This window comes from Streptomyces sp. NPDC005262, assembly GCF_042872425.1.
Lineage (GTDB): Bacteria > Actinomycetota > Actinomycetes > Streptomycetales > Streptomycetaceae > Streptomyces.
In genome coordinates this window covers 184,059-201,931 of sequence record NZ_JBIAKK010000006.1, presented here as the reverse complement: position 1 = coordinate 201,931, position 17,873 = coordinate 184,059, and the positions used below count along the sequence as shown (strand labels likewise).

At 70.9% G+C, this 17,873-nt stretch carries 9 protein-coding genes and 1 pseudogene; 4 read left to right on the top strand and 6 right to left on the bottom strand.

The annotated features are described in order from the left end of the window. The first annotated feature begins 139 nt into the window (after positions 1-139). From ACFYP5_RS17980 to ACFYP5_RS17970, 3 genes are all read left to right on the top strand, one after another. A complete protein-coding gene (locus tag ACFYP5_RS17980; RefSeq protein WP_389036587.1) occupies positions 140-1,795 on the top strand; it encodes an N-acetylmuramoyl-L-alanine amidase in 1,656 nt (551 codons plus the stop codon). 283 nt (positions 1,796-2,078) lie between these two features. Next, positions 2,079-3,119 (top strand): hypothetical protein, encoded by a 1,041-nt coding sequence (locus tag ACFYP5_RS17975; protein ID WP_389036584.1) that lies wholly within the window; start codon positions 2,079-2,081, stop codon positions 3,117-3,119. Positions 3,120-3,306: 187 nt separating this feature from the next. After that, complete coding sequence (locus ACFYP5_RS17970) at positions 3,307-4,518, top strand: MFS transporter (RefSeq protein WP_389036581.1); 1,212 nt, start codon at positions 3,307-3,309, stop codon at positions 4,516-4,518. A 216-nt stretch (positions 4,519-4,734) separates the two neighbouring features. On the opposite strand, the pseudogene ACFYP5_RS17965 reads toward ACFYP5_RS17970, so the two are convergent. The 6 genes and pseudogenes from ACFYP5_RS17965 to ACFYP5_RS17940 form a co-directional block, all read right to left on the bottom strand. Further along, positions 4,735-8,495 (bottom strand): annotated as a pseudogene (locus ACFYP5_RS17965) (S8 family serine peptidase). Between the two features lie 235 nt (positions 8,496-8,730). Beyond that, positions 8,731-9,882: an XdhC family protein gene (locus ACFYP5_RS17960; RefSeq protein WP_389036578.1), complete on the bottom strand. Its 1,152-nt coding sequence runs from the start codon at positions 9,880-9,882 to the stop codon at positions 8,731-8,733. 37 nt (positions 9,883-9,919) lie between these two features. After that, a complete protein-coding gene (locus ACFYP5_RS17955) occupies positions 9,920-11,383 on the bottom strand; it encodes an NCS2 family permease (protein ID WP_389036575.1) in 1,464 nt (487 codons plus the stop codon). 468 nt (positions 11,384-11,851) lie between these two features. Next, entirely contained in the window at positions 11,852-14,236 is a 2,385-nt protein-coding gene (gene pucD / locus ACFYP5_RS17950) for a xanthine dehydrogenase subunit D (RefSeq protein ID WP_389037054.1), read from the bottom strand. A 2-nt stretch (positions 14,237-14,238) separates the two neighbouring features. Beyond that, a complete protein-coding gene (locus tag ACFYP5_RS17945) occupies positions 14,239-14,832 on the bottom strand; it encodes a (2Fe-2S)-binding protein (protein ID WP_389036573.1) in 594 nt (197 codons plus the stop codon). A 2-nt stretch (positions 14,833-14,834) separates the two neighbouring features. Beyond that, complete coding sequence (locus tag ACFYP5_RS17940; RefSeq protein ID WP_389036570.1) at positions 14,835-15,725, bottom strand: FAD binding domain-containing protein; 891 nt, start codon at positions 15,723-15,725, stop codon at positions 14,835-14,837. 260 nt (positions 15,726-15,985) lie between these two features. Between ACFYP5_RS17940 and ACFYP5_RS17935 the strand changes: the two genes are divergently transcribed. After that, positions 15,986-17,740 carry a PucR family transcriptional regulator gene (locus ACFYP5_RS17935; protein WP_389036567.1) on the top strand — a complete coding sequence of 585 codons (1,755 nt, stop codon included), beginning with the start codon at positions 15,986-15,988 and terminating at the stop codon, positions 17,738-17,740. The last annotated feature ends 133 nt before the right edge of the window (positions 17,741-17,873 follow it).

The window sequence follows — 17,873 nt, the reverse complement described above, 5'->3', positions numbered from 1 at the left end:
AAAGGGAGTTCGACACGCCTCAAGATCATTGTCATGCCCTGGACACATGAATACCTTGGCCGGGCTTCGTGGCCCCCGGCCCACCCCACCAGGGTCCGGGGGCCATTCGTTCTTCTCCCCCCACAGAGCAGGAGCAGGTATGCCCAGACGAGCCGCTGCCCACACCGGGCGCCGCGCATCCGTCCTCGCGGCCCTCGCCGTCACCACACTGACCGCGACCGGCACACCGGCCGCCGCCGCCACGGCCGCGCACCTTCCGGCGAAACCCGCCGACGGCCTGCACACCATGAACCAGGCGTTCGTGCAGGCGGCCGGAGAGTTCGACGTACCGCGCGATCTGCTCGCCGCCGTCGGCTACGGCGAGACCCATCTCGACGGCCACACCGGACGCCCCAGTCAGGCGAACGGGTACGGCGTGATGCATCTGGCGAGCAACCCCGCGAACCGGACGCTGGAGAAGGCGGCCGACATCACCGGCAAGCCGCTGACCCGTCTGCGACAGGACACCACGGCCAACATCCTGGGCGGTGCGGCCGTACTGCGTTCGTACGCGGACCGGCTGGGCCTGGACGGCGACGAACGCGACGACATCGATGCCTGGTACCCGGCCGTCGCGCAGTACAGCGGCACGACCGGCCGAGCCTCCGCCCGCTACGCCGACACCGTCTACGCGTTCCTGGCACACGGGTTCGCCGCCACCGCCCCCGGCGGCGAGCAGATCTCGGTCACCGCACGCCCCGTCGCGCCGGAGAAGGGCGCCCTCCCCGGCGGCGCGGGACGCGACCCGATCACCCCTTACCCGTCGGCACTGTGGGTCCCGGCCGACGCGCACAACTTCACCGTCGGCCGGTCGGCGACGATCGACAAGGTGATCATCCATGTCACGCAGGGCTCGTACGCGGGCTCCATCAAGTGGTTCCAGGACCCGACGGCCGAGGTGAGCGCCCATTACGTGGTCCGCTCGTCCGACGGGCAGATCACTCAGACGGTGCGCGACGGCGACACCGCGTACCACGCGAAGCAGGCCAACGCGTCGGCGCTCGGCATCGAGCACGAGGGGTACATCGACGACCCGTCCTGGTTCACGGACACGATGTACCGCGCTTCGGCCGCACTGACCAGGGAGCTGTGCGACAAGTACGGGATCCCGAAGGACCGGGCCCACATCATCGGGCACAGCGAGGCGCCGGGCACCGACCACACCGACCCGGGACGGTACTGGGACTGGAACCGCTACATGGGCTTCGTCGAGGGCGACAGCAGCGGCGGGAGCAACAGCAACGGGAGCGGCGGCAGCGGGAACAGCACCGACGTGAGCGGCGGCAGCGCGAGCGGGAGCAGCAGCGGCAGCAGCGACGGTCTGGGCTTCGCCTCGTACTCACTTCTGCAGAGCGGGGCGTCGGGCGCTCAGGTCACGGTGGTGCAGCAGCTGCTGACCACGCAGGGCTTCACCGCGGGCGCCGCGGACGGAAGCTTCGGCGCGACCACGCTGACCGCGGTGAAGGCGTACCAGACGACCCGCGGGCTGCCCGCGGGCGGCATCGTCGGCCCGAAGACCTGGACCGCGCTGCTGTCGGCCGGGTCCACGCCGACACTGCGGCAGGGCGATTCGGGTGCCGATGTGAAGCGGCTGCAGCGGTCGCTGACCGCGGCGCTCGGTACGACCGTGGACGCCGTCGGGACCTTCGGTCCCGTCACGGCGACGGCGGTGCGCACCTACCAGACCCGCCAGGGGCTGGCCGTCACCGGGGTCGTGAGCAGCAACACCTGGGCGGCGCTGCACGCGGGGCGCTGACCATCGCGCCGGAACGCAGCCGCGGAACGGCGCCCCCGACGACACGGTGCGCCGTAGGCCGTCCCGGCAAGCCATGGGATGAACCGTCAGGTGCCTGGCACGTCAGTTCTGTTGGGCACCCGACTCTGCTTCCGCACAGCTGCTGTGGCCCGGCAGCCCTCCGTCCGGCGCGCCGGACGGAGCCCGCTGCGGCCCGCCCGGGAACTCGGTCCCTCACCCTGGAGGACACTGGAAACGACCGCCGCCATGTGTGGGCCACGGGACGTCACCGAGGAGAGCCGTCGTGAGAGTCGGAGCCGCCCGATCCGCCGCGTCCCAGTGGGTCGCCGAGCACGCCCGGACCGATCCCGGCTTCCGTGGTGCGTACTTCAGTGGTTCGACGGTCGGCCTGCCCGACGACGCCGAACTGTCACCGTCCTCCGACGTCGACATCATGGTCGTCAGGGCCGAGGACACTCCTCCGGCCAAGCCGGGCAAGCTCCGCTTCCGCGACGCGCTCCTGGAGGTCAGCCACCTCTCGTGGGCGGAGCTCTCCTCGGCGGACGCCGTCCTCTCCTCGTACCACCTGGCCGGGAGCTTCCGCAGGGACACGATCATCGACGATCCGACCGGCCGGCTGCGCGCCCTGCACGCGGACGTCTCCCGCCGGTTCGCCGATCCTGCCTGGGTCCGCCGCCGGTGCGAGGACGCCCGCCACCGCATCGAATCCCGCCTCGCCGCGTTCGACCCCTGCGCACCGTTCCACGAGCAGGTGACCGGCTGGCTTTTCCCGACCGGGGTGACCACCCACGTCCTGCTGGTCGCCGCGCTGCGCAACCCCACCGTGCGCCTGCGCTACGTCGCGGCCCGCGAGGTTCTCGTCGCGTACGGGCACGACCGTCTCTACCCCGAGCTTCTGGAACTCCTGGGCTGCGCACGACTGTCCGCCCCCGTCGTACGGCACCGTCTGGACGAGCTGGCCGACACCTTCGACGCCACCGCCCGGGTGGCAAGGACGCCGTTCCCCTTCAGCAGCGACATCACCGTGCCGGCACGGCCGATCGCCATCGACGGGAGCCGGTCGCTCATCGACCGGGGCGATCACCGCGAGGCGGTCTTCTGGATCGTCGCCACGTTCGCCCGCTGTCACACCGTCCTGGCGATCGACGCCCCGGAGCTGCACGCCGCTCGCACCCCGGCCTTCCGGGCGGCGGTCGCCGATCTCGGCATCACGTCCACGGCGGATCTTCTCCGCCGTGCCGAGGACATGGGCCGGTTCCTGCCCCGGCTGTGGCGGACCACCGAGAAGATCCTCGACAAGTCGGCGGGCGGACCGGTCGTTTGAGGGCACCGGCGGACACCTCCTGCGGGGTGTCCGCACCGGCCGGTCGGCTGCTACGTTGCACGGATGTTCCTCTCTCGTGCCTAGGACCCCGCACCGACCGCACCCCGCCACACCGGGTGCGGCACTCCGGCGTCCCTGCACACGCACAGCGCGTGACTGCGCGCTGCCTTCCCGAGGAACGATCCTCATGCTTTCGCCTTCGCACGCTCCCTCGTACGCAACCGTCCTGCGCACCCGTCATGCCTGCCGCACCTTCGGCGCCGCACTGCTGGGACGGCTCTCGTACGGGATGGTCCCCCTCGCCCTGATGCTGGCCGTCAAGGATGCCACCGGCTCGTACTCCGTGGCGGGCGCCGTCATGGCGCTGTTCGGCGCGACCAGTGTCTTCCTCTCGCCCGTCCGTGCCGCGCTGGTCGACCGGTACGGGCCACGCCGGGCGCTGTCGCCCATGGGGGCCGCCTACGCACTGCTCCTCTCCGCTCTGGCGTACGCCACCTGGCAGCCGGGCGCCTCGGGCCTCCGGCTGGGGGCGCTGGCCGTCACGGCCGGTGCCTGCACCCCACCGCTCGGGCCCGTGATGCGGACCGTGTGGAGCAGCGTCGTACCCGACCGGGAACTGCTGCAGCGCGCGTACAGCCTGGACGGGGTGGCCGAGGAGCTGCTGTACGTCACCGGGCCGCTGCTGGTGGGTCTGCTGGTGAGGTTCGCCGAACCGGCGGCCGGTGTGGCCGTCAGTGCCGTGCTCGTGGTCGTCGGTGCGTCGGCGCTGGTGGCGTCCCCGCCACTGCGTGGTACGGGCGGCCGCCCGTCCGGGGTGACACCCCTGCCGCCTTCCGGACCGTCCGGGAAACGGCTGCTCGGTGACGTCGGGCTGCGTCACGCCGCCGTGGTCTCGGCCGGCGTGGGGCTGTGCCTGGGCGCCCTCGACCTGCTCCTGGTGGCCTTCACCGAAGAGCGTCATCAGGGTGCCTCGGTGGCCTGGGTGCTGGCGGCGCTCTCCGCGGGAAGCGCGGTCGGCGGTCTGGCGTACGGCGCTGTCTCGTGGCGCATGTCAAGTCGGCCACGGCTTACGGTACTTGGCGGGGGCCTCGGGGTGTCATCGGTCGCGGCGGGGGTGTCGCCGAACGTGTACGTCCTGGTGGCCGTGGTCGCCGCGGCCGGGCTGTTCGTCGCACCGGCCATCACCACCGCGTATCTGATTGCGGACGAGTCCGTCGGCGCGGGCAGCCGTACGCAGGCCGGCGCCTGGGTCAACATGGCCCTCAATGCCGGATCTTCCGGTGGTACGGCCGCGGTGGGTCTGCTGGTGGGGCGGCTGCCGCTCACAGTGTGTTTCATGCTCGCGGCGGCCCCGGTGCTGCTCTGCGCGGGCTTCGCGTTCAGCCGGGACCGACGGTGATGTCCGCGCTGCCCGCGCCCGACACGGTGGTTTACGCGGAAAGGCGCGCCCGGCGGTCCCGCGGGTAACGGCTCGGCCGGTGGTGCGGGACTTCAGGAGGTACCACGGTTCCCCCACCGGGCCACCCCTCCGGAACGCGAAGAGGCGGCTCCGCTCCCCGGCAGGGAGTGCGGAGCCGCCTCAACCAGCGTGCTCAGCAGGCCACTTCGGCCGAGGTCACTTCAGACCGAACGCCCGGATGATCTCCTGGTCGATGCCGAGCCCGTTCCCGGCCTCGCTGTGCGCCTTGACCGAGACGAAGCCGCCGGCCTTGTCGGGCGTCTTGAACCGGGCGGTCCAGCGGCCATCGGAGGTCTTGCGCGGCTCCGTGGCGCTCCAGGTCCTGCCGTCGTCGTAGCTGACCGACAACGAGGCCGTCCTGGCCTTCACCGCGCCGTCCAGCCACTCCTGCGTGCCGGAGGTGAGACCGATCTCGGTCCACCGGCCGGCCTCGACGTCACCGGCGAGGTCGGTGTCGACCTTGTAGTCCAGCTGCAGCAGCGGGAGGTCGGCCTGCCAGGGGCCGTTCTGGTCCATCTGGCCCGAGACGAAACTCCACTCGGTGTGCGTGCGGGTGGAGGTCCTCCACACGTCACCGTCGCGGGTGGAGTCGAGGACGAAGCGGTACGGCAGCTTCTCCGCCGACAGGTCCCCGATGTATCCGGCCCGGCCGGCGACCTTCCGGATCAGCGTGTCGCCCTGGTAGAACGCGGTGGTCGTGGTGTCGTACTCGTCCTCCGGCATGGCTCCCGAGTGGCCTGCTCCCGAGTCCGTCCACGGGGTGAAGTTGAACTGCATGTCGTTGGTGACCGAACGGAACGGACCCCAGTAGCCGGTGCCCAGACGCGGGCGGCTGATCGGCGCGAACCAGTCGGCGGGGTAGGTGCGACCGGCCGTGTAGTCCATCTCGCCGCTGCGCATCTCGTGCGCGAATCCGGTCTCCGTGGCGTTGAAGACCGAGTGGTCCTCGTACCAGAAGGAAGCGCCGGGAAGCGGGGTGACCCACTCGTCGCGGGTGCCGGGGAACTTCTCGTACTCCGCGAAGCCGAGGCCCGGCCCGTAGTCCGGAATGTCGTAGCGGTAGCCCCCGCCCAGCGTGGCCTTGTGGCCGTAGAAGGTGTTCTCCACCTTCGCCAGTTCACCCGTCCTCGGGGCGAACGCCAGTGAGCGGTCCGGGACGCTGCCGTTGTGGCGGTCGACCAGGTCGTACACGTACCGGGCGAACCTGCGCTGGGTCATGGAGAGCTTCTCGCCCCGCCTGACCGTCTTGATCAGGGTCTCACCGGCCAGCCGCTGCACCGATGCGACCGGGATGGTGGTCGTGGTGCCGTACTCGGTGTACCACTCCATCGCCACGCCGCGTCCGTCGTTGACGACGAAGAGCGCCTTGGCGCCCGCGGCGAGCGCGTTGGCGAGCCGGTCGGCCGCGGCAACCGCGTCGCTGCGGCGGACCACGACAGCCTTGCCCCTGGCGTCCAGACCCTTGTAGTCGGCCTCGGCACCGTTGCCCGCGAAGACCGCGGTCAGCTTCTGACTGCTGTCCTCGGCGACGGGCGCTCCGCCCTGCACGGTGACCGGCACATCACGGCCGTCGACCGACAGGTCGATCTGCTTCTCGCCCTGGCGCCAGCGGGTCAGGAAGCTGAAGCTGCCCTGGGTGACCTTCTTGGTGGGGCTTGCCCACAGCTGGTCGTACGCCACCGGGATCTGGTAGGCGTCACGGAGGACCCCGCCGTTCGGCGTGGTGCGCGCCATGTCGTAGCGCAGCTGCCGGGTCTCGGTCTCCTTCGGCGTCCGCACACTGATCTTGCGCGCCTTGGACGCGTCCAAGGTGAGGGTGGTCGGCTTGTCGAGGACCGTTTCGGGCTCCGCGAGGAAGGCGACGGCCTTCGAGTCCGGGCGGTCACCGTCGACGTCGACGGAGGCCCAGGAAGTGTAGGTGCCCGGAGGCAGCCGCAGTGTGGTGTCACCGGAGACCGGGACGGCGTTGAGGTTGAGATACGGGTCGTTCAGCTCGCCGAGGACGACATAGCCGTCCATCGGCTTGCCCGCGCGGTCGCGGAGCTTGAGCGTCAGGTCGTAGAGCTCCTGCTCCTTGTTCAGGGCGAAGCCGGTGTGCGCGACGGTCGCGCCGGACGCGTCCTTGGCGATGACCTGACCGGAGAACGTGGTGCCGGCCGCGACCTTCGACGGGTCGAGCGAGAGCACGGCGTCGGCGGTGGAACCGGCGGGGACGGTCAGCCTCGACGCGGAGAGCGTGTACGCGGCCGCGTCCGTGTCGGTGGCCAGGTCCAGGCTGACGTCATGCGTACCGGTGTTGCGGTACGTGATCGTCCGCTCGGCAACCGGGTCGGAGGCGCTGTGCGGCCAGTCGTACGAGGCGACGGCGACGGAGCCGGTGGCCTCGACCGTCGTGTCGACCGCCGCCTTGACGTCGAGCCGGCCGGTGCCCTGCTCGTACGGCGTGTAGTCGGGCAGCTGCTTCGACGAGGTCATCAGCGCGTCCTTGATGCGCTGACCGGACCAGTCGGGGTGACGCTGCTTCAGGATCGCCGCGGCGCCCGCGACGTGCGGGGTGGCCATCGACGTACCGGACATCTGCTGGTACATGCCGCTGATGCCCGGGACCGCCTGCGAGGCCGCGGCGTTGATGTCGACGCCGGGGGCGGACAGGTCGGGCTTCAGGCCGTACGACCGGGTGAGCGGGCCCATGGAGGAGAAGTCCGCGCGGGCGTCCTGCTTGTCGACGGCGGCGACGGTCAGCGCCTTCTCGGCCGAACCGGGAGAACCGATGGTGCCCGCGCCGTACGCGTTCCCGGCCGCGATCACGAACAGCGGACCACCGTCCGCCGAGAGGGCGTCGACCGCCTGCGACATCGGATCGGTGCCGTCGTCCGGGATGCTGGAGCCGAGGCTCATGGAGACGACGTCGGCGCCTTCGGCCTTCGCCCACTCCATCGCGGCGATGATCCCGGAGTCCTCGCCGGAGCCCCCGTTGCTGAGGACCTTGCCGATGATCAGGTCCGCGCCCGGGGCGACCCCCTTGTTGACGCCGTCCGACGCGGCGCCGGAGCCTGCGATGGTGGAGGCGACATGCGTGCCGTGGCCGTTCTTGTCGAGGACTTCCTCACCGGGAACGAAGCTCTTGGACTCGAGAATGCGGTCCTTGACGTCCGGGTGGGCCGGGTCGATGCCGGTGTCGAGGACGGCGACCTTGGTGCCCTTGCCGTCATATCCCTCGGCCCACGCCTGCGGGGCATTGACCTGCGGCACGGAGTCCTTGAGCGTGGCCTTCGCGCGGCCGTCGAGCCACAGCTTGGCGATGCCGTCGTCCAGCGAACGGGCGTCGGACGGACGCGCGATGTCGTTCCGAAGGTACGCGCGGTGTCCTTGTCGGCCTTCAGCGCGGCGCCGTGGATGCTGTCGAGCCGGCGGACCGTCCTGGCACCGCTGGGGGTGGCGGGCAGCGAACGGGACCGGCTCGCCGGGTAGGTGGCGATCAGCGGGATGCCACCGGCCCGCTTGTCGTCGTAGCCCATCTCGGCGAGGGCCGTGACATTGAACAGCCGGCGGTCCAGCTTTCCGGCTGCCAGCAGAGGGGTCGCCTCGTCGGGCAGGACGTAGATGTCGTCTCCCGCCTGCTGCACATGCACACCACCGACCGCACCGTCGGGCCGGTCCACCGTGACGGTGTCCTGCTTGCCGACTCCGTCCACGTAGTGGACGACGTCGCCCGTGAGCAGGGTGATGTCGTACTGATGGACGGCGTTCCGGGAGTGTTCGGTGGCCTCGGGGGCGGCCTGCGCCGCCGAGGCGACACCTGCCGCGGGCAGCAGGGCGCCACTCACGAGAGCGACGGAGGTCGCTATGAGCAGGGCTCTGCGTCCCGCACGCACGGGTCTCGCCCGGCCGGAAGCGGAGGAGGGTGTCAATGTCATGGGGTTGATCTACCGGCAAATCTCCACCCGCGTCTGCGCCCATGACTGGCGGGATGCCGCCGTGGCGGCATCCCGCCTTTTCAGGAGTTCCGGCGGACACCCCCTCAACTGCTCCTCTTTCATCCGGTTTAACCCGGCCGACGAGCGACGGCTCATGCTCGCTCGGCGGCGCCCCGCCGCGTTCCGGTGAGCCCGCACGCCCGCGCCGGATTCCGTGTGGCGGTCCGGGAGCCGGTCAGGCCACCGAGGAGATCCGTCCGGCCACCGACTGCCCGCTTTCGTGATGGATCGGGGTGTGCGCGCCGGTGAGCGGGACTCCGCTGCCGCCGCGCCGCTCGGCGATGATCTCGGCGGCGATCGAAAGGGCGGTCTCCTCCGGGGTGCGTGCGCCGAGATCGAGACCGATCGGCGAGTGCAGCCTGGTCAGTTCGAGTTCGGTGACGCCGACCTCGCGGAGCCGCTCGTTGCGCTCCAGATGGGTGCGGCGCGAGCCCATCGCCCCGACGTACGCGACCGGCAGCTTCAGCGCCGTCTCCAGCAGCGGGACGTCGAATTTGGCGTCGTGGGTCAGCACGCACAGGGCCGTGCGCGCATCCACGGCGGTGGCCGCCAGATAGCGGTGCGGCCAGTCGACGACCACCTCGTCGGCGTCCGGGAAGCGGGCCTCGGTCGCGAAGACCGGCCGGGCGTCGCACACGGTGACGTGGTACCCGAGGAATTTGCCGACCCGGACCAGGGCGGCGGCGAAGTCGATGGCCCCGAAGACGATCATCCGGGGCGGTGGGACACTCGACTCGACGAGCAGCCCGAGCGGCCGGCCGCAGCGCGATCCCTCGGCGCCGATCGTGAGAGGGCCGGTCCGGCCCACGTCCAGCATCGCGCGGGCCTCGGCCGCCGCGGTGCGGTCCAGCTCCGGATGTCCGCCGAGCCCGCCCTCGTACGAACCGTCGGGACGGACCAGGAGGGGGCGGCCAAGGAGTTCGGCGGGCCCGTCCGTGATCCGTACGACCGCCGCCGCCTCCCCTGTCACCGCGGCGGCGAGCGCGGCGGCGAACACCGGGCGTGCGGGGTCGTCCGCACGGACCGGTGTCACCAGGATGTCGATGACACCGCCGCAGGTCAGACCCACGGCGAAGGCGTCCTCGTCGCTGTAGCCGAACCGCTCCCGTACGGTGGTGCCGTCGTCGAGGGCCTGTTGGCACAGCCCGTACACCGCGCCCTCCACACACCCGCCGGAGACCGATCCGATCGCCGTGCCGTCGCGGTCGACGGCGAGGGCGGCTCCCGGCTGCCGGGGCGCGCTCCCACCGACCTCCACGACGGTGGCGACGGCGAATTCGCGTCCCTGCCCGACCCACCGATGGAGCTCTCCGGCGATGTCCAGCATGGCTTGTCTCCTTAAGCGTGGTGTTCAGGGGCGGGGGTCAGTTGACACCCAGCCAGCTTTCGATCGGATGCAGAGCGAAGTAGACGACGAAGATCACCGTCAGACCCCACATGAAACCGCCGATCTCACGGATCTTGCCCTGTGCCACCTTGATCGCGACATAGGAGATCACACCGGCGGCGACGCCCGGCGTGATGCTGTACGTGAACGGCATCAGCACGACGGTGAGGAAGACCGGGACGGCGATCGCGCGGTCGCTCCAGTCGACGTGCTTGGCGTTCTGCATCATCATCGCGCCGATGACGACCAGAGCCGCGGAGGCGACCTGGGGCGGCACGATCGCGGTGAGCGGGGTGAAGAAGAGGCAGGTCGCGAAGAACAGACCGGTCACCACGGAGGCGAGACCGGTCCGTGCGCCTTCGCCGACGCCGGTCGCCGACTCGACGAACACGGTCTGGCCGGAGCCGCCCGCGACACCGCCGATCGCACCGCCTGCGCCGTCGATGAACAGCGCCTTGGACAGGCCCGGCATCCGGCCCTTGTCGTCGGCCAGCCCGGCCTCCGTACCGACCCCGATGATGGTGGCCATCGCGTCGAAGAAGCCGGCCAGCACCAGGGTGAAGACGATGAAGCCGACGGTCATCGCGCCGACGTCGCCCCAGCCGCCGAATTCGACCTTCCCGAAGAGGGAGAAGTCCGGGGCGGAGACCGCGCTGCCGCCCAGTTCCGGCGGCGACATGTTCCATGCCTTGGCGTCGAGACCGGCCGCCTTGTGGACGACGACCGCGATCACGGTGCCGACGACGATGCCGATAAGGATCGCGCCGGGGACGGCGCGGGCCTGCAGCATGAAGATCATCAGGAGGGTGACACAGAAGATCAGGACGGGCCAGCCGGCGAGCTCGCCGTTGATACCGAGCGTGACGGGCGGTCCGGCCGGCGAGCCCTTGCCGACGAACCCGGCCTTGTACAGGCCGATCAGGGCGATGAAGAGCCCGATGCCCATGGTGATGCCGTGCTTCAGCGGGAGCGGGATCGCGTTCATGATCAGCTCACGCAGGCCGGTGACCACCAGGAGACAGATCACCAGGCCGTACATCACGCACATGCCCATGGCCTGCGGCCAGGTCATGGCGGGGGCGACCTGCGACGCGAGAACGCCGGAGACGCTGAGACCGGCGGCGAGCGCCAGCGGCACCTTGCCGACGAAGCCCATCAGCAGGGTGGTCGCTGCCGCGGCGAGCGCCGTGGCGGTGATCAGTCCCGGCTGGCTGAGCAGATGTCCTTCGACGTCCTTGCCGCCGAGGATGAGCGGATTGAGCAGCAGGATGTATGCCATGGCCATGAAGGTCGTGACGCCGCCGCGCACTTCGCGCGCGACGGTGGATCCACGCTCGGATATGTGAAAGTACCGGTCGAGCCAGGATCTGCCGGCGGGGATGCGCGAGCCGGGGCCCGCCTCCTCCGCGGTGGTCCTGGGCTCCACTGACTGCTGGGTCATGATGCCTGACTCCCAAGGTTCACAGGGGCACCCGCGATGGAGACTCGGAATGCGGGATTTGGGATGACTGCTTGGCTGCACGACCCGGGGGACGGCCCGAGACGAACTGTTCATGCAGAGTGGACGTGCGGGTACTGCTCGGTGGTGCGGGTGTTTCGGGTACAGCGGTACCGCGGGTACTGCTGGGTGGTGCCGAGGACCGCGAGCGGTGCGGTACTCCGGGTCTCCGGCCGGTGCCGGCGGCGGAAGTGTGACGTTCCGGGAAAGGCACGCACCGCCCGGAGAGTTCGGCGGGAGCCGCTCTCTGAGGCTGTCGGGTGACCTCGGATCGGGAAGCGGACGCGGTCTGGTGCGTGCGATTCCAAGGCGGAGGAGGGGAGGCGACGCGGAGCGTCGCCGACCGACGACAACGCGGGAAGCGTGCGTGCCAGGGCTTGGCCGCCCGGTCGGAGGTCACCCGACAGCCTCTCAGGTGCCGGTGAGGTGCTCGGGGCGCACCGGCGTCCTGTTCAGCTCCAGGCCCGTCGCGTTCCGGATCGCCGCGAGGACGGCCGGGGTCGACGACAGGGTCGGGGCCTCGCCGATGCCACGGAGACCGTACGGGGCGTGGTCGTCGGCGAGTTCGAGCACATCGACCGGGATGGTCGGCGTGTCGAGGATGGTGGGGATCAGGTAGTCCGTGAAGGACGGGTTGCGCACCTTCGCGGTCTTCGGGTCGACGATGATCTCCTCCATGACGGCGACACCCAGTCCCTGGGTGGTGCCCCCCTGGATCTGGCCGACGACGGACAGCGGGTTGAGCGCCTTGCCGACGTCCTGGGCGCAGGCCAGTTCGATGACCTTGACCAGGCCGAGCTCGGTGTCGACCTCGACGACCGCGCGGTGCGCGGCGAAGGAGTACTGGACGTGGCCGTTGCCCTGTCCGCTGCGCAGGTCGAACGCCTCGGTGGGCCGGTGGCGCCACTCCAGCTCGATGTCGACCGCCTCGTCCTCCAGTACGTCGACCAGATCGGCCAGCACCTCGCCCCCGTCCGTGACGACCTTGCCGCCTTCGAGGAGCAGATCGGCGGTGGCCCAGGCGGGGTGGTACGTACCGAACTTGCGGCGGCCGATCTCCAGGACCTTCTCGCGGACGGCTTCGCAGGAGTGCTTCACGGCGCCGCCGGTGACGTACGTCTGCCGGGAGGCGGAGGTGGATCCGGCCGAGCCGACCCGGGTGTCGGCCGGTTGGATGGTGACCTGGGCGACGCCCAGCTCGGTACGGGCGATCTGGGCGTGGACGGTGACGCCGCCCTGCCCGACCTCAGCCATCGCCGTGTGCACGGTGGCGACCGGTACGCCGCCGACGACCTCCATCCGGACCCGGGCGGTGGAGTAGTCGTCGAAGCCCTCGGAGAAGCCGACGTTCTTGAGGCCGACCGCGTAGCCGATGCCGCGTACGACGCCTTCGCCGTGGGTGGTGTTCGACAGACCGCCGGGCAGCGCGCGCACGTCGGCCTCCTCACCGGCGACCTCCCACTGACGCTCGGGCGGCAGCGGCCGGGCCTTCACCCGGCGCAGCAGCTCGGCGACCGGGGCGGGCGAGTCGACGACCTGCCCGGTCGGCAGGAGGGTGCCCTGCTCCATCGCGTTGAGCTGCCTGAACTCGACGGGGTCCATGCCCAGTTCGGCGGCGAGCTTGTCCATCTGCGCCTCGTAGGCGAAGCACGCCTGGACCGCGCCGAAGCCGCGCATGGCGCCGCACGGCGGGTTGTTGGTGTAGAGCGCGATCGCCTCGATGTCGACGTCGTCGATGACGTACGGGCCGACGGAGAGCGAGGAGGCGTTGCCGACGACGGCCGGGGAGGCGGAGGCGTAGGCGCCGCCGTCCAGCACGATGCGGCACTTCATATGCGTGAGCTTGCCGTCGCGGGTGGCGCCGTGCTCGTACCAGAGCTTCGCCGGGTGGCGGTGGACGTGTCCGAAGAAGGACTCGAACCGGTTGTAGACGATCTTGACCGGCTTGCCGGTACGGAGCGCCAGCAGGCAGGCGTGGATCTGCATCGACAGGTCCTCGCGGCCGCCGAAGGCGCCGCCGACGCCGGAGAGCGTCATTCGGACCTTGTCCTCGGGCAGGCCGAGGACGGGGGCGATCTGGCGGAGGTCGGAGTGCAGCCACTGTGTGGCGACGTACAGATCGACGCCGCCGTCCTCGGCGGGGACCGCCAGGCCGGACTCGGGACCGAGGAAGGCCTGGTCCTGCATGCCGAAGACGTATTCGCCGCTGACGATGACGTCGGCCCGGGCCGCTGCCGCGTCCGCGTCGCCGCGGACGATGGGCTGGCGGTGGACGATGTTCGGGTGCGGGACGTGCCCGGCATGGTGGTCGTCGCGTCCCTCGTGGACGAGGATCGCGTCGGGGGCGGTGGCGGACGCCTCGTCGGTGATGACGGGCAGCTCGCGGTAGTCGATCCTGATCTTCGCGGCGGCGCGGCGGGCCGTCTCCGGGTGATCGGCGGCGACGAGCGCCACCGGTTCGCCGTGGTGACGGACCTTGCCGTGGGCGAGGACAGGGGTGTCCTGGATCTCCAGGCCGTAGTTCTTCACCGAGGTCGGCAGGTCTTCGTAGGTGAGTACGGCGTGGACGCCGGGGGTGGCGAGGGCCTCGGAGATGTCGATCGAGACGATCTCGGCGTGCGCCACCGTGGAGCGCAGCGTGTGGCCCCAGAGCATGTCCTCGTGCCACATGTCCGAGGAGTACGCGAATTCGCCGGTGACCTTCAGGATGCCGTCGGGGCGGAGTGTGGACTCGCCGATGCCGCCCTTGGTGCGGGTGCCCTGGTGGATGTTCGTGGGGGAGCCGGTAACGCCCATCGTCACACCGTCTCTTCCGCGCGGGCGGCCGCGAGGCGGACCGCGTCGAGGATCTTCTCGTAGCCGGTGCAGCGGCAGAGGTTGCCGGAGAGCGCCTCGCGGATGTCCGCGTCGGACGGCTCCGGGTTGCGTTCCAGCAGCTCGTCGGCAGCGACCAGCAGGCCGGGGGTGCAGAAGCCGCACTGGACGGCGCCGGCGTCGATGAACGCCTGCTGGATCGGGGAGAGTTCGCCGGTGTCCCGGGGCTGTTCGGCGGCCGGCCCGGCCTCCCACCGGCGGGCCTGGTCGAGCGAGGTGCCGCAGGCGCCGGAGGCGCAGCCACTGCCGGGGTGTGCCTCGGACCGGTGGGCGGCGAAGTCGGCGAGGCCCTCCACGGTGACGACCTCGCGGCCCTCCACCTGGCCCGCGGCGACCAGGCAGGAGCAGACCGTCACGCCGTCGAGGCGGACCGTGCAGGAACCGCACTCGCCCTGTTCGCAGGCGTTCTTGGAACCGGGCAGGCCCATCCGCTCGCGCAGCACGTAGAGGAGGGACTCGCCCTCCCAGACGTCGTCGGCCTCCTGCTTACGGCCGTTGACCGTGAAATTGACGCGCATGATCAGGCAGCTCCTTCGGTGCTGCGGCCGTTGCCGCGGTACGACTCCCAGGTCCAGCCGAGGGTGCGGCGGGCCATGATTCCCACCGCGTGCCTGCGGTAGCTCGCGGTGCCGCGCACATCGTCGATCGGGTTGCAGGCGCCGGCGGCGAGCGTGGCGAACTGCGCGGCGATGGACGGCGTGATGATGGTGCGGCTGTCCCAGAACCCGCCCTCTTCGAGCGCGGCGTTCAGGAATTCCTCCGCCACCTTCGCCCGGACGGGTGTCGGGGCGGCGGAGCCGATGCCGGTACGGACCGTGCGGGTCTCGGGGTGCAGTGCGAGGCCGAAGGCGCAGACGGCGATGACCATCGCGTTGCGGGTGCCGACCTTCGAGTACTGCTGTGGCCCGTCGGCCTTCTTGATGTGCACGGCCCGGATCAGCTCGTCCGGTTCGAGGGCGTTGCGCTTGACGCCGGTGTAGAAGGCGTCGATCGGGATCATCCGGGTGCCGCGTACGGACTCGGCCTCGACCTCGGCGCCCGCGGCGAGCAGTGCCGGGTGCGCGTCACCGGCGGGCGACGCGGTGCCGAGGTTGCCGCCGACACCGCCGCGGTTACGGATCTGCGGCGATGCGACGGTGTGCGAGGCGAGCGCCAGACCGGGCAGTTCGGCCCGCAGGTGCTCCATGATGTGGCTGTACGGCACGGAGGCGCCGAGCCGCACGTCCTCCTGGCCCACCTCCCACTCGGACAGCTCACCGATGCGGTTCAGGTCCAGGAGGTACTCGGGCCGCCGGTGGTCGAAGTTGATCTCGACCATCACATCGGTACCGCCCGCGATGGGCACAGCCGTCGGGTGCTCGGCCTTGGCGGCGAGCGCCTCCTCCCAGCTGGCGGGGCGAAGGAAGTCCATGAGTGGCTCTCTTCTTCTCAATCGGGTCGTTCGCTGGGGCTGGGGACGGCCGGCCCTCGATTGGCTTGTTCATGTGCTGTTAACGCGGTGTGTGGCCCAGTACACAACCGGGACTCCACGCGGTGCAGTCACCGAAACCATGAAGGAGTTGGCTGGTCTCCGTCCTCGTCTTGTAGATTCGAACGAATGGCGGGGCTCAGTGACCTCACCGCAATACCCAGTTTTCACCCGCACCAACGAAAGAGATCGGCGGCAACGACATGCGGCTGCGCGCACTGCTGGAAACCGATGCGCTGGGCCTGCGGCTGCTCGGCGGCGAGGACGAGCTCGACCGGTCCGTCCGCGGTGTCATGACCACCGACCTGCGGGATCCGAGCCGCTATCTGACCGGCGGCGAGCTGGTCCTGACCGGCCTGGCCTGGCGCCGGGACGCGGCGGACTCGGAGCCGTTCGTACGGATCCTCGCGGGTGCCGGGGTCGCCGGGCTCGCGGCGGGCGAGGCGGAGCTCGGCGAGATCCCGGGCGATCTGATCGAGGCGTGCGAGCGGAATCACCTGCCGCTCTTCGCCGTCCATGAGACCGTCGCGTTCGCAACGATCACCGAGTACGTGGTGCGTCAGGTCTCCGGGGAGCGGGCGGGCGATCTGGCGGCGGTCGTCGACCGGCATCGCAGGCTGATGACCTCGGGTCCGGCCGGCGGCGGACCCGAGGTGGTCCTCGACCTGCTCGGCTCCGACCTCGACCTGCACGCCTGGGTACTCTCCCCCACCGGCCGGCAGATCGCGGGCGCCGGTGCGCCGCTGCCCGGACAGGTGGGCGCGACGCTGGCGGGCCACCATCTGGCCGCCACCCGCACCGGCCGCCGCCACCCGCACCGGGCAACGGTCGACGGCGTCACGTATTCGCTGTTCCCGATCCGCAACACCGGCCGGGGCGCGGCCCCCGCCTCCCGCGACGTCCGCGAGTCGGTGCTCTCCGACTGGCTGCTCGCCGTCGAGGCCGACGCGAGCGACTGGCCGGCCGCGCGGCTGGATCTGCTCCAGGGCGTCACCCAGCTGATCGCGGTCGAACGGGACCGGCGCGACGCGGCCCGCACGGTACGCCGCAGGCTCGCCCGGGAAGTCCTGGAACTGGTCCAGACCGGCGCCGCACCCACCGAGATCGCGGCCAGGCTGCGGGTCGCCGCCCCGGTCCTGCTTCCCGGCCTGGGCACCGCCCCGCACTGGCAGGTCGTGGTGGCCCGGGTCGAGTGGGGCGCGGAGGGTGCTCCGGGCCCCACGGGCGGGCCGGTCGCATCCGGCATCGCGGGCGGCCCGGTCGCCCAGGCGATGCTGGAGGAGATCCTCGTCGACCCGGCGGTCACCGGCCCCGACTCCGCCGACCGGATCGCGGTCGCGCACACCGGCGACGAGGCCGTCGCCCTCGTACCGCTGCCCGCCCGCCCCGCATCGCCCGCCGATGCCCCGGACCTGGGGGAGGCCGACGACAGCGCCGGTGCGGTGACGGCCAAGGACGACCCGGCGCTGCACGCGGACGCACTGCTCGCCGCCGTTCACGCACCGCTCTCGGCGGGACTCGCCGACGACGGCCGCCTGACACTGGGTGTCAGCGCCGCCGTGCACTCCCCCGAGGGTCTGCGCGGCGCCCTGGAGGAGGCCCGGCACGCCCGTCGGGTGGCGGCTGCCCGTCCGGGCCGGGTCTGCGCGGCGGGTCACCACGAGCTGGCCTCGCACGTCCTGCTGCTGCCGTTCGTCCCCGACGATGTGCGACGTGCGTTCACCGCACGGCTGCTCGACCCGCTGCGCGACTACGACCGCCGCCACCGCGCCGAACTCATCCCTACGCTGGAAGCGTTCCTGGACTGCGACGGTTCGTGGACCCGCTGTGCGGCCCGGCTGCACCTGCACGTCAACACATTGCGCTACCGGGTCGGGCGAATCGAGCAGTTGACGGGGCGTGACCTTTCCCGCCTGGAGGACAAGCTCGATTTCTTCCTGGCCCTGCGTATGAGCTGACTCGGCGGACCTACCACAGCCCTGCCCGCGACCGACCGATTGTGAATTCATTCACCTGACCCCTTGGCCCCGCGTGCCATTCCGTGCTGAGATGCCGCCAGACTCAACAGCTCGATGGCGCGCTAGGGGAGGG

Excerpts from the sequence above, each read along its gene's own strand:
- ACFYP5_RS17980 (WP_389036587.1), top strand. The coding sequence starts at position 140 with ATGCCCAGACGAGCCGCTGCCCACACCGGGCGCCGCGCATCCGTCCTC.
- ACFYP5_RS17960 (WP_389036578.1), bottom strand. The coding sequence starts at position 9,882 with ATGCTGGACATCGCCGGAGAGCTCCATCGGTGGGTCGGGCAGGGACGC.
- ACFYP5_RS17935 (WP_389036567.1), top strand. The coding sequence starts at position 15,986 with ATGCGGCTGCGCGCACTGCTGGAAACCGATGCGCTGGGCCTGCGGCTG.
- ACFYP5_RS17970 (WP_389036581.1), top strand. The coding sequence starts at position 3,307 with ATGCTTTCGCCTTCGCACGCTCCCTCGTACGCAACCGTCCTGCGCACC.
- ACFYP5_RS17940 (WP_389036570.1), bottom strand. The coding sequence starts at position 15,725 with ATGGACTTCCTTCGCCCCGCCAGCTGGGAGGAGGCGCTCGCCGCCAAG.
- ACFYP5_RS17955 (WP_389036575.1), bottom strand. The coding sequence starts at position 11,383 with ATGACCCAGCAGTCAGTGGAGCCCAGGACCACCGCGGAGGAGGCGGGC.
- pucD (WP_389037054.1), bottom strand. The coding sequence starts at position 14,236 with ATGGGCGTTACCGGCTCCCCCACGAACATCCACCAGGGCACCCGCACC.
- ACFYP5_RS17945 (WP_389036573.1), bottom strand. The coding sequence starts at position 14,832 with ATGCGCGTCAATTTCACGGTCAACGGCCGTAAGCAGGAGGCCGACGAC.